This window comes from Proteus penneri (genome assembly GCF_003144535.1).
In the GTDB taxonomy this organism is placed as follows: domain Bacteria; phylum Pseudomonadota; class Gammaproteobacteria; order Enterobacterales; family Enterobacteriaceae; genus Proteus; species Proteus penneri.
The window spans coordinates 264845-277438 of record NZ_PHFJ01000001.1 but is presented as its reverse complement, the minus strand read 5'-3'; the positions used below and the strand labels follow the sequence as shown (position 1 = coordinate 277438).

Annotated in this window: 12 protein-coding genes and 1 tRNA gene; 3 read left to right on the top strand and 10 right to left on the bottom strand. The window is 33.4% G+C overall.

Going from position 1 to position 12594, the window contains the following annotated elements:
* Positions 1–40: 40 nt before the first annotated feature.
* The gene (locus CUB63_RS01460) at positions 41–625 is read left to right on the top strand and encodes a GrpB family protein (protein WP_006533106.1); all 585 of its coding nucleotides are present in this window, start codon (positions 41–43) and stop codon (positions 623–625) included.
* A gap of 74 nt (positions 626–699) precedes the next feature.
* Here CUB63_RS01460 and CUB63_RS01455 read toward each other — a convergent pair whose 3' ends face one another.
* The 3 genes from CUB63_RS01455 to cycA all read right to left on the bottom strand — a co-directional run bounded on the left by CUB63_RS01455 (position 700) and on the right by cycA (position 3849).
* Positions 700–1518: an MBL fold metallo-hydrolase gene (locus CUB63_RS01455; protein ID WP_006533107.1), complete on the bottom strand. Its 819-nt coding sequence runs from the start codon at positions 1516–1518 to the stop codon at positions 700–702.
* Between the two features lie 195 nt (positions 1519–1713).
* Positions 1714–2148 (bottom strand): universal stress protein, encoded by a 435-nt coding sequence (locus CUB63_RS01450; RefSeq protein ID WP_072063016.1) that lies wholly within the window; start codon positions 2146–2148, stop codon positions 1714–1716.
* Positions 2149–2436: 288 nt separating this feature from the next.
* Positions 2437–3849 carry a D-serine/D-alanine/glycine transporter gene (gene cycA / locus CUB63_RS01445; protein WP_109847306.1) on the bottom strand — a complete coding sequence of 471 codons (1413 nt, stop codon included), beginning with the start codon at positions 3847–3849 and terminating at the stop codon, positions 2437–2439.
* A 260-nt stretch (positions 3850–4109) separates the two neighbouring features.
* On the opposite strand from cycA, the gene CUB63_RS01440 reads away from it, so the two are divergent.
* Positions 4110–4185 (top strand) — tRNA-Lys (locus CUB63_RS01440).
* A 238-nt stretch (positions 4186–4423) separates the two neighbouring features.
* On the opposite strand, the gene CUB63_RS01435 is transcribed toward CUB63_RS01440, so the two are convergent.
* The 7 genes from CUB63_RS01435 to CUB63_RS01405 form a co-directional block, all read right to left on the bottom strand.
* Complete coding sequence (locus CUB63_RS01435; RefSeq protein ID WP_109847305.1) at positions 4424–5113, bottom strand: fimbrial biogenesis chaperone; 690 nt, start codon at positions 5111–5113, stop codon at positions 4424–4426.
* 2 nt (positions 5114–5115) lie between these two features.
* The gene (locus tag CUB63_RS01430) at positions 5116–6519 is read right to left on the bottom strand and encodes a fimbrial protein (protein ID WP_232240035.1); all 1404 of its coding nucleotides are present in this window, start codon (positions 6517–6519) and stop codon (positions 5116–5118) included.
* Positions 6516–7814, bottom strand: coding sequence for a fimbria/pilus outer membrane usher protein (locus CUB63_RS17840; RefSeq protein WP_269669712.1), 1299 nt, complete (start codon positions 7812–7814; stop codon positions 6516–6518). Before CUB63_RS17840 ends, CUB63_RS01430 begins: the two co-directional genes overlap by 4 nt.
* Positions 7783–9045 (bottom strand): fimbria/pilus outer membrane usher protein, encoded by a 1263-nt coding sequence (locus CUB63_RS17835; protein WP_109847303.1) that lies wholly within the window; start codon positions 9043–9045, stop codon positions 7783–7785. The genes CUB63_RS17840 and CUB63_RS17835 overlap by 32 nt, the downstream gene beginning before the upstream one ends.
* Positions 9046–9060: 15 nt before the next feature.
* The gene (locus tag CUB63_RS01415) at positions 9061–9786 is read right to left on the bottom strand and encodes a fimbrial biogenesis chaperone (protein WP_109847302.1); all 726 of its coding nucleotides are present in this window, start codon (positions 9784–9786) and stop codon (positions 9061–9063) included.
* Positions 9787–9848: 62 nt separating this feature from the next.
* The gene (locus CUB63_RS01410) at positions 9849–10379 is read right to left on the bottom strand and encodes a fimbrial protein (RefSeq protein ID WP_109847301.1); all 531 of its coding nucleotides are present in this window, start codon (positions 10377–10379) and stop codon (positions 9849–9851) included.
* A gap of 633 nt (positions 10380–11012) precedes the next feature.
* The gene (locus CUB63_RS01405; protein ID WP_109847300.1) at positions 11013–11459 is read right to left on the bottom strand and encodes a DUF6386 family protein; all 447 of its coding nucleotides are present in this window, start codon (positions 11457–11459) and stop codon (positions 11013–11015) included.
* Positions 11460–11718: 259 nt separating this feature from the next.
* Between CUB63_RS01405 and CUB63_RS01400 the strand changes: the two genes are divergently transcribed.
* Positions 11719–12555 (top strand): hypothetical protein, encoded by an 837-nt coding sequence (locus CUB63_RS01400; RefSeq protein WP_157955966.1) that lies wholly within the window; start codon positions 11719–11721, stop codon positions 12553–12555.
* Positions 12556–12594: the final 39 nt, after the last annotated feature.

The following is a 12594-nucleotide window of genomic DNA, read 5'->3' as shown; positions in this document are numbered from 1 at the left end:
TTTTCATTCTCTATCTTCTAATATCTTAAATGAGATACTTATGAATCAAGATCTAAAACAGAAAATCTGTACATTTGAAGAAGGCTCTCCTGATGAAAATCCATGGGTAAATGGAAAACCAACACCTAGTGTAATAAAGATTGAGCCATATAATAAACTATGGGTAATATTATATAATCAACAAAAAGAAAATATTATCCAAAAATTAAAAGGTAAATGTTTAGCTATTGAGCATATTGGGTCAACAGCAGTACCTGAATTAAGTGCAAAACCGATCATTGATATTGACTTAATTGTTGCTGATCCTGCCGATGAACCAAGCTATATTCCTGAGTTAAATCAGTTAGGCTATAAACTTACAGTAAGAGAGCCTTCGTGGTATCAACATCGTATGCTAAAACTAGAAACACCTAATGTGAATCTACATGTCTTTGCACCTAATTGCCCAGAACACCTTAGACATATTTTATTTAGAGATTGGTTAATTAACCATAAAGAAGATAGAGAATTATATATAGATGCAAAACTCAGCGCCAAAGAAGATGTTGAAAATGTACATCAATATAATCAGAAAAAAGATCACATTGTAAAAGCCATTTATCAGCGAATTTTTAATTCACTTTGAGTAACTTATCCTCCTTTTTATTTCGTATCCTCATACTATTTCTAAAATGAGGATAAAAATTTTACTATTAATTTTTATTCAAAAGATAACGATTGTCCTGTATTGAAATCTTTAGCGTTAAGATATTTTCGCCCTAATACCCCCGTACAATGACATCCATACACATCAATATTTTTATCTATAGCTTTTTTAGCACGTTGTAATGCTGATGGTGTTGCACAACGCAAATGTAGGCCCCCCACAATTGCTTGAATTTGATGATTTCCTGTTATTTTTTTCGCATGTTCAACTATAGATTCAATACCCGAATGGCTACAACCAGTAATAATTACTAGACCTTTTTTTCCTTGCCAAACAAGAAAACTATCATCAAGAACGAAATCATCTTCTTCTCCTGATCCATGAATAATAACACCATAGCGTTTATTCACCTGACGTTGCGTCACTTGTCCCGAATAGATAAAATTTTCCTCAATAGCTAAGGGTGCTTGTGTTAATTCAAAAGAAAACTGTGCTTCGAGTTTTGCACGATCAAATAAAGGCGCTAACCGTTTAAATTTAATATTTTTATTACCTAGAAAAAAGGCTGAATAGCGAACAGAAAATAAATGAGGATGAGCGATAATACGCGGTTTATGAGTAAAAAAATTTGCTTGCAAGTGTGTAAGCCCACCAAAATGATCATAATGTCCATGGGACACAACAATCGTTTTCAATGTGGTTAAATCAATACCCATTTTTTTTGCATTTGAAATAAAGGTAAGGTCTTTTCCAGTATCAAAGAGAATTTTCGCTTGGCACTCATCATCTTCTAACAATAATGATAAGCCAGAATAGTGATTAAGCGCTGGATTGACTGATTTATTTTCTAGTAATGCAGTAATGGTTAACATGAGTTTTGATGAGTATCGTTATTAGAAGATGGCTTATAGTAGTTAAAAAAAGGAAGTGTTCCAAATATAAAAACCATTAATTTGTGTGACCCTCACTATTTCGTTACACAACCGCTGTTATATTAAAATCAAATATAACAGCGGTATAGTTATAAATTGCAGTGAATCTTATGCAACTATACAGTCAGCTAAGTCTTATCTCACCACCATAACAGAGCGTTTAGCGTAGCGTGTAATATCAGCAGCGGTTGAACCGATATGATAAGAATCATCTTCTGGATTATGGGAGCCAATTACGATTAAATCTGCGTTTACTTCATCTGCAACCTGCAATATGGCATCACGTGGTGTTCCTATGCAAATATGTGTTTGCATTCTATCGTCCGGTAAATCAAAACGCTCAATTATTTTTGTAAGCTCTTTTTCTGCTGACGCTTTTAAGCATCCTTGATCTAATTGATCACCATTCATAACAAGTCGATAATAAGAAGATTGTGGAAGTTTTGGGAGGACATACAAAAAATGAACATAAGGATCTTCATTTTTTGCAATATCTTCCACTAACGGAATTGCTTTGTTCATCAGGTTATCTTCATCAATATCAATGGGAACCAAAATATTCTTATACATACCGCCTCCTTTTATTTTAATTGTAGGATAGTGTATTTTTAAAAAATTACCGGATATAGTTAACATATTTTAAAAATATTTTATTGCAAAAAAATAATATCTAATTTTCATTCAAAACAATAGTAAAAACTAAATCAATAAAAAATGAAAATAAATATAAAATTTATTTTTAATAATTTTTTATTTTAATAAACTATTAATTATTTTGTTAGCAATAGCATTTTATTTTTGATAAAAAAGCCTTATTAAATAAATAAGGCTTTTTACTTTTACTCTATTGCTATAATATTACTTTTGAGTGAGATTTTTCTGTTTGTTCTTTTTAACATATTGATAGCCTATTGCTAGTGCAATAAACCACAATGGTGTCACACTTAACGCTTGGCGAGTATCATGTTCGAAAGCTAATAACACTGTCATAAAAGCAAAGAAAGCAAGGCATAGCCATGACATCAGAATACCTAATGGCATTTTATAAATAGATTTTTCATGTAACTGTGGCCGTTTTTTACGATACGCTAAATAAGAGCATAAAATCATACTCCAAATAAACATAAATAATAACGCCGACACTGTTGTTACCAAGGTAAATACATGCATAACATCGGGAATAAAGTAGATTAATATAATTCCACATGACAGACATAAACTAGTAAATAACAGCCCATTGGCAGGTACAGCCCGTTTAGATAATTGGCTAAACTGCTTTGGTGCTTCGCCCTCTTTTGATAAACCGAATAACATACGACTTGTGGAAAATATTCCACTATTAGCAGAAGAGGCTGCAGCCGTTAATACGACAAAGTTTACTAAACTTGCTGCTGCGGGTATCCCTATCATGACAAATAGCTCAACAAATGGGCTTTTATCAGCCAAAATTGAGCGCCATGGTGTCACCGACATAATAATTGCTAAGGCCAATACGTAAAAAGTAATAATACGAATAGGAATAGCATTAATCGCTTTCGGCAATGATTTTTCTGGATTACGTGTTTCAGCCGCAGCGGTTCCTACTAATTCTATTCCGACAAAAGCAAAAATAGCGATTTGGAAGCCCGCAAAAAAACCACTTAGCCCTTTAGGAAACATTCCTCCATCATTCCAGATATTCTCTAATGCCGCGGTATGTCCCGCGGGAGATTCAAATCCAATACTGATAAGAACAATCCCCACAATGATCAAAGAAACAATCGCTGTTATTTTTATCATGGAGAACCAAAATTCCATTTCACCAAACAGTTTTACTGTCGCTAAGTTCAAAATAAGCAGTGTCAGCACACAAATAAAGGATGTTCCCCATTCAGGAAAATTAGGCGCCCAATAACTAATATAAGACGTTATGGCAACAATATCGGCAATACCTGTAATAACCCAACAAAACCAATAAGTCCAACCGACAAAAAAACCAGCCCACGGTCCTAATAAATCACCAGCAAAATCACTAAATGACTTATATTCTAAATTTGATAATAACAGCTCGCCCATAGCTCTCATCACAAAGAACAAGACAAAGCCAATTATCATATACACAAAAATAATTGATGGCCCAGCTAACGAAATGGTTTTCCCTGATCCCATAAATAGACCAGTACCGATAGCTCCACCAATAGCAATTAATTGAATATGACGATTTGTTAATCCGCGCTGTAGAGTGGCATTTTTCACTCTAACAGGAGGAGAAATTTCTGTTTGATCTTCCATACAATACCTGAAGTGTTTTCATATTTTTGATGTTGTTTTCACCGCTATTTTATTTTTTGACGCGGTAATATGTTTGCGAAATTATTGTGACACAAATCTCAGTATAAGTAATGAAAAGATCACTTTTAGTAAAATGAATGATGCTTTGATAACCAGATAAGATCCTTTCTTTAATTTAATCGGCGATATTTTATCCATTTGAAAAAAAATCGAAATAAGCACTTGACCATCACATTTTAGAGGAGAATAATCAGCGCATCGGGTTGTTAGCTCAGTCGGTAGAGCAGTTGACTCTTAATCAATTGGTCGGGAGTTCGAGCCTCCCACAACCCACCAAATTTAAGCTGATAAATCAGACATTTATGCCACTTAGTAATAAGTGGCTTTTTTATATCTGGAAGAAAGTGGCGACAAAATGGCGCATTTATCTTAAGCCGAAAACTTAAAATAATACGCCAATTAATAAAAACAGCATCTACTTATATTTCATCCCATTTTTATAATTAATGGAATTAATTAAAATAGAGAATTACTCTAACTTAATCAGACAATTTAATACAAACCACTAGAAAGTCTATTTTATCTCTTTTTTATCTTCAAATTCCCCACCAAAATCATCAATTAAAACATAGTTAATGGTATTTATTTTACTATCCTCTAGATTGATTTTCTGTTTGGAAAATGGCGCTATCATAGGAATAAGAATATTAGGATTATTTTCGCCAAATGCGGATTTAATGGTGACATAAAAAGGTGTCGGATTTTCAATTGTTAACTGTTTATCTGATTTTGTAAAAATAAGAGCTCGACTAACATCAGAAATCACCATTATTAAATCATCAGGGCGATAGAATACTTTTACTTGTAATCTGACGACAACATTAATTAAACCTTCATCATATTTTTTGTTCGCTGGCTTAGGCATGATTTCATATAAATTAAGCCAGTAAAGTGTCTCTTTCGCTTTATCTGTATTAGTAAATTTATTAATCACTCGTACCCGTTGTGATTCACTCGGTTTTAATTGTAATACTGGTGGTAATGATAAAGCGGAAACATCAGTTATGGTTTCTGGGGTATTTTCTGGGTTACCATCATCTACCCATGTTTGAACCACCACAGGAAGTTCACCATCATTTTTTATATTTAAGGATGCTTCTCTATCTGAGTGATAAAGGATCACTCTAGAACCTTCTAAGGCTAAATTCGCTTTGGCGATAAACGAAAAACACAGTAACAAAATAAAAATACCGCTCTTTTTCATATTTATTGCACCTGTATAATCACTTGTAATGTCGCATTAAATTTACCAGCAGTTATTTTCTCTCTCGGTAACGCTTCTAATGAGGCATATAATGTTTTAGTTAAATCGGTAATACCATTATTAAATGAGACTGAACTAGCATCATCATAAATAGGATACCAACCATAACTATCACCTTGCCCTTCATTCGCTAATGTTGATAATAAGTTTAATGGCACACCTGATGGACGATATATTCTTACACCAACCCCTTTTGCCATACTTGAGTCAGTACCATAACCATCTGTCACTAAATGAGTAATTGCGGCACCATTAGGTACTGTTAATCCTAATTCAATTGCTTTGTTAACATTTGCAGGTCTAGGTAAAAATCCCATTGCGGTTTGTCCCGCTCCAGTCCCACTGGAAATATTACTCAAACCATCGCTAGCGGGCGGTGCTGATTGACAATAAAAATCAATCGTAATAGGTAAAGTGACTTTTTTGCCACTTGCTAACTCATTAATAGTAACCAATGGAAATAAAACATAAGGCGTAACGTTTCGCACAAAACAAGTAGACGCATTACGTATATAAATTCGGCGAGACATATTTACAGCAGCAGGCCAATAAGCATAAAAACCATGATAATTTGTAGCGTGATCTGCACCATCTTTTAATAAATAAGAGAAATTAGAGCTTTGAAAAGCGATATAACCTGCCGGTTGATTAATAAAAGTAATTAACCCACTACTTGATTGTGCTGGTGGCATATCACTTGTTCTTTCATAGTTAATCTTAAATAACTCCACTTCCATATTAGAGAAATTTTTTGCTTTTACTAAGATCCATCCTTGGCTATCTCTTTCTAAATTATCTAAAGCACGAGATTTCCAATAGCGACTATAATATTCGCCTGTAATGGTATTTTTAATGCGAATACCCAATCCTCTTGCCAGACTAATATAGGTATCATTTAAACCTAATGTTGGATTAACTAGATTTCTACCACCATAATTATAGTCACCATTAGTTGAGTAAAACTCTCTTAATTTACCCTCTTCATCGGCTGTGCAACGAAATAATATCTGTTCTGGATCATAAACCTCATAACCCGCCTCAAAAAAAGAGACAAAACCACTCGCCACTAATGTACCCGGAATTTGAAACTGATCATTATTAACATTAATAACTTTAGGGGTACTTCCCATTGATCCCGAATCATCTCTCGCACCTTGCCAACTTTTCGCTGAACCTTTGCCCGGCTCGGTATAATACACACTATTAGGATTAGTCGTCGTAGTTGTTATTTTATAACATGTTGCCAAGGCTAAAGAAGGGAATAGCATCAAGGCTAAAGAAGGGAATAGCATCAAGGCTAATAAAATAGAGGAGTAATGAGAAAATAAACAGTGATTTAATTTCATAAGCATTGACCTGATAATAAAATGAGTTTATCTGCTTCTTTTTCTTCTGGTATTGAGTAATCAATTTGGCAACTATCTTCATCTTTACCGACAGTCAGTGTCCCTTTCCTATTTTCAACCCTGACATAAATCTGGTTACTTTGCCCTACCATACCAACAATGTGCTTATCTTTATCGAAAACATTTTCGCCTAATGTCAATTCACTTTCTGGCTTAATCGAAATCAATACAGGATATCCGACTTGGGTTTTAAAAACGATTTTGGTGCTTGAACCTGAATACGGTGCTATTTGCTTCGTACTTTCCAATAGCTCAATATTATTATTTCTAATATTTTTCCCATCCAAGCTAACATTGTTATATTGATAAGGGACAAGAGAAGGCACAATAGCATAACCAAAAGGATCAATGCGGGCGCCCATACCATTACTCACACTCGCACCACTTGCACCTTTTGCTTCCACTAAAGCAAAAGAATCACTAATACGAGGACCTAATGTTATCCCTCCACTGTGTGCAACTAACGCACCTTGAATACCTACGCTACCTTGCGTGTAATGTTTACCATTAGAGATACTGCCTGATAGCGTGGTAAAAGGAAGCTGTTTAATTAAATGTAAACCACTGCCTATCGCTCTATTTTGTGTGTCATAATCCGCATTTACACTATAAGAAAGCGTTTTATCTTCACCTAAAAGTCCTGATAAATTCGTTTGATAACTCGAATCATCGCTAGAATGACTAGAAGATAGTGATAGCATGGGTGAATAATCAGAGCGTCCTAATGGCATAGAAACAGATAACATAACCATATCCTCAGATATCGGATCGGTTGTTATTGGTGTAAAAGTATTATTTGCCGTCATTTGTCCCGTTTTTTGGCGACTATAAGCAAGGCTATAAGCAATATCTTTATAGGTATTTGAATAACCGATTTGATACTGGGCATCATGTCCTTTATTACCATAATAGTTACTGATAGAGCCCGAAATATAAAGCTGCCCCCACTTATCAAGAGACTGATTAACACTAAGTGTAAACTGGCTTTCTTGGTTATAGCTGCTGGAATTCCATTCCATGTCATTACTTGCACTTTTTCTCAACCCCAATACATCATTATATTCGCGAAAATTCTCTGTTGAATATTTATAACCTGCGAGTGTAATAACAGTATTTGTTGGGCTAAAAGTACGGCTATAACTAATGCCTAATCGTCCACCTTGATAATTTTTACCGTCCACTTCAGCGTTTGAAAATGCTGAATTAAAACCGATTGCACCTAATTTTGTAGCAATAACAGAGCCGACAAATATGGCTTGATATTGGTGTCCTACACGTACCCCCCGTATTTAGCGTTACCATATTGTTCACACCATATTGCAAAGCAATATCTGAAAAATAGCTATTTTCTGCAGCAAAGTTATTCACTTCACCCGCAGTAAAGTTATATTTAAGGCGCCCAGCTCTTACAGATTCAGGTAATGCGGTAAATGGCACTGTAAAAGAAGAAATTTTGCCATTACTTTCGTAAATTTCGACAAACAAATCTCCTTCATAACTAGTTGGATAAAGATCATTTATTTCAAATTGCCCAGGTGACACAGTCGTTTGATAAATTTCAGTACCATTTTGTTTTATCACTATACGGGCGGTTGTCGTCGCAATACCACGAATAACAGGTGCATAACCTTTTTGAGAATCTGGCAACATTCTTTCATCAGACATTAATTGAATACCTTTAAATGCCAGACTTGAAAATTGTGCGCCTGTTGTATAAATATCACCGACAACTAACATCGACTTTAATGTCAGTAACGGTTTTTGTAGATAAGTTCTAATCCAATTAAATTCACTATTACTTCCCGACTTTGATGAATTATAAGAGTAAGACGCTTGTTGACGAAATTGCCAGGTTCCTAAATTTATGCCCATGTTGACACTACCAAAACCATAGTCTGAGCTTTGTCCGTTCGATTTATTCTTATAGTAATTACCAGAATAATTAGAGAACAACATGGTATTGCCCGCATCTAAATCATCTTCATTGACATAACCTTGTGGCCTTCGTTTTAATAAGATTTGAGGCACTGCAATCATGATTCTAAAATTAGAAGCATCAAATGAATCTATAATATTTTTATTAATTTGGTTTAATACTAAACATTGATTATTATCTTGACTAAGTTCATCATCCAGCAAGATCCCCATATCATCAATCTGTTGTTGATTAAAACAAGGCGTCACTTTACCGTTATCATTTAATTGAAAATGCACTATTTTTCTTTCAAAAAAGCGATTATTAATGTAGATATCAACATCATAATTGCCAGGCTCCACATAATTACTATCATGAAGCTGATTAATGTTGATATTACTTTTGCTACCTAGTAATAAAGAAGGATCAAATTCATAATCATCGGCCAATGCAGAAGGCATTGATTGAATAAATAGAGAAAATGAGCCGATTAAGAATACGACTTTTATTCTCTTATTTAATTGTGCTGTGTTTTTTTCTATAGATTTCATTTCAATTCCATTTTTTTAATGAATTAAATCTGTCGCACTATTTTGCCCACCTAGATCATTAATGTATTTATAGGTCATTTTATCGGGTGAAAATGAAATCGTTCTGCCATTTTTAGCGACTAATACTTCCGTTGATAACGGAGAAACCATAGTTGGTTTAAATATAAATTTTTGACCCGAAGTATTCGTGGCCTCAAGTTGCGCAAATGACACAAAAAAAGGTGAATCGTTTTTAACTTTTATAGTTCCATTATTCTCTTTTGAGAATGATATTTGTTTCTCGATATTATTTAGCTGTGAGACAATCTCAGTTGGACGATAAAATATTTTTAATCGATGATGCACAATAACCGTAAAGCTATTTCCTTCTTTTATATCTTTATTCAAATCTTTAGGTGGAATTTGTGCCACATTTAAAAAGAAAATAGATTCTTTATCTTGTGGTAGACCTTCGCCAGTATAAATTAATCGCGCGTCTCTCCCTGTTTTAGGATCGATACGAAAAACGGGGGGTTGAATAACAAAAGGGGCATCTGCATTATCTGGGGTTGAATTAGGATTATTTTTATCTGCCCAGATTTGCATAATGTAAGGAATTTCATCGTTATTCATAAACTTTAAAACTTCAAAACGTGAATCCGATGAATAAACAATACGTGTTTTTAGCATGGTGACACTAGAATACGACGCAGTGCTATAACTTAAGAAAAATACGATAATTAGCATTATTATTTTTTTCATTACTTATCTCCCTCTTATATAAATAAAAAATGCCTCCTTTATATAAAGGAGACATATAAACATTATTGATAAGAGATAGAGTACTGCACACTACCCTCTACTTTACCTGCTGTTGCAACATCATCTGCATAATAACGTACAGCATAATCATAAGATGCTGATTTTTCGTTTGCTTTTAACACTAAGCCTTCGTTACCTACACCAGTTAAATCAATTTTTGTACCGGTTTTCGCAGGGTCAATAATTTCTAAACTAACATTGTTATTTGCTGCTGTATTACCAATACGACCTTCTGTTGTCAGATTATTAGCAATAAATATAGTTTTAATATTTGTATCTGTTGGTTTAGAACCAGTACAACCACTCACTGCAATAGTAAATGGTGTCTGACCTGCTGTTTTACCCGCAGTATCTAATGCGGTTACGGGCACGGTTGGTAATAAAACAACAGGAAGTGCTGAATTACCATTAACCGTTACAGTACAAGTTTCATCAGAAACTTCGCCTTGAAAACGGATAGTGTTATCAGAAGCCGCATAAACTGTAGATGAAAAAATACCTGCGATCATCGCAGTAAGAAGCATTTTATTCATAATAAAGCTCTCTCTTGTTATATATTTAAATAAGTTGTTTTTGGGGTTAAATAAACGAAAAGGCTCACACGAAATAAAATGTTATCAATAACATTATTTCATGTTTATTACGTACTAATATTTAAGTATTTGCAATTATCATCTCATTTACTCGTAAAACGCAACTACATTTAACACGTATAAAGCGTAATATTTATATATTTTTCGATTTTAAGCATATTCTTATAGTCTAAATATGACTATTTCGCATTTTTAACAAAAAAAACATCTATTTATTAGGATTAATATTAAAAAAAATATTAACTTACTTAAAATTGATATTTATCATTTTTAATAAAAAAAGCTCAATAAATTCATTATTTTTTAAAATTTAAAATAAAATCATCCGTATTATTTTAGCATTATCTATATCACCTGTTTCTTTCAGTAATATTTAAATTAGATTAATAAATTAACATTTATTTAATTGATAAAGTTTATTTACAGCAAATGCATTCGCTATATTATAATTAATATAACCACAGATTGTTTAACTTATATTTATTAACCTATTAATGAAAAACAAGGGAAGCATTTTAAATAATAGTATCTTTCACTTAATTATTATATTTTTATATAACTATATATATTCATTTAATCTAAACGTAAAACATTCTCAAACTTATTCAGGTTCTCTTTACTAAAAATAATAGAAATAAAAAGTATGTTGCTTACTTTTTTTAATGATATTTCATAATCTCCTACTGGGAGAAAAATAATTTCTCCTGCGCGATATTGTGGATCACCTGGCTCTAAATCACCGCCAGTTGTATCCTCTCCTGCACCAATAAAAACTTCACCTGATGGACAGTTTATATTTATTCTTACATCTGGATCTTCAATTTTATCGCATAGATTAATAGTGTAAAAACCATCATTACCTAAACCAATAAATGCAATATTGCCTTTATTCATCTCATCTAACTCATCATCAGGTATGCTCCACCAATCTGCTGTATCTGATTTTCTATGTTGGATCGCTTGTAAATCAAAAATAGCCAGAGTTGCCGTATCAGTCATAAAAGAAAATGCGTTTGACATATTAATGCTCCAAAAAACAGTTTTGATCGTACCAAAATATTTTTCTTCCCTTTATATATTGGCTAATTATATAGGATTTTATCTATACTATTTGGCAAACCAATTACTTATACTAGACTCATATTTTATGCACTACTTATACTCTAAATAATTTGCAACAACTTGAAGATATGCAAACAAATACTCTAAATAATCCAAGTTACAGCTAGGCGACAATGCTGTGGCTTGAAATATGACGAATATATGCATGGACGATCTTATGAAATTACAACGACTCCTTATCCCTCTTTCCCTTTATGCGATTTCCTCATCGCCAGCAATCGCTGCTTCTGCTCAATGTACAAATACTGAAAAGCAAACCAATATTGCCAATAGTGACATTATATTGCTCAGCTCTTATAACGGCCCAGTTAAATCCGTCACGATGACCAGCACGATACCCCATGACGGACGTTTTAAAGCACTAAAAGGTGAAATCCACTTTGATGAATGTGGAAAGTTATTGAAAAATAGCACATCAATGCAAGAGTACTTTGAAGGCAATGTAGAAACTAATTTAATAAGAACATTGCCTAATAACCCTTCTGTTATCCGATATCAATTTCAGATAAAGAATGCCTATGGCTCACACTCTATCTACATGCAAGAAACCTATCATCAAGATAAACAGAACCGGTTCAACAAAAGAGTAATCCAATATTACGGAAATGATGGCACTTTATTAGATACAGTCACTAGCCAATTCGACTATAAAGATGGGCGTATTATTAAAGAAACAAGCGAATCGTCTGATCCTACAACTAAGCCTATCACAACAGAGTACATCTATAGCCCTCAAGGAAAACTACAATCCGTAATAGAGGACGGCAAAATAAATGTAGAATACCAGTATGATCTCGACGGAAAAGTTGTTACTCAATCAAACTATATCAAAGGCATTAATGGAGAAGATAAAGCCTTTATCACCACCTGCCTTGAATGGGACAAATTTGCTAACTGTTCAAAAGAGGAACTTGAAAGTACGATTACATTTAATGATAAAGTCATTAATTTCAGTAAAGCCATGCTTCATAACGAGTTTATTTATTACGAATAATGTTTACATTATATCTTTTGTATCTAATTTAAATTAACA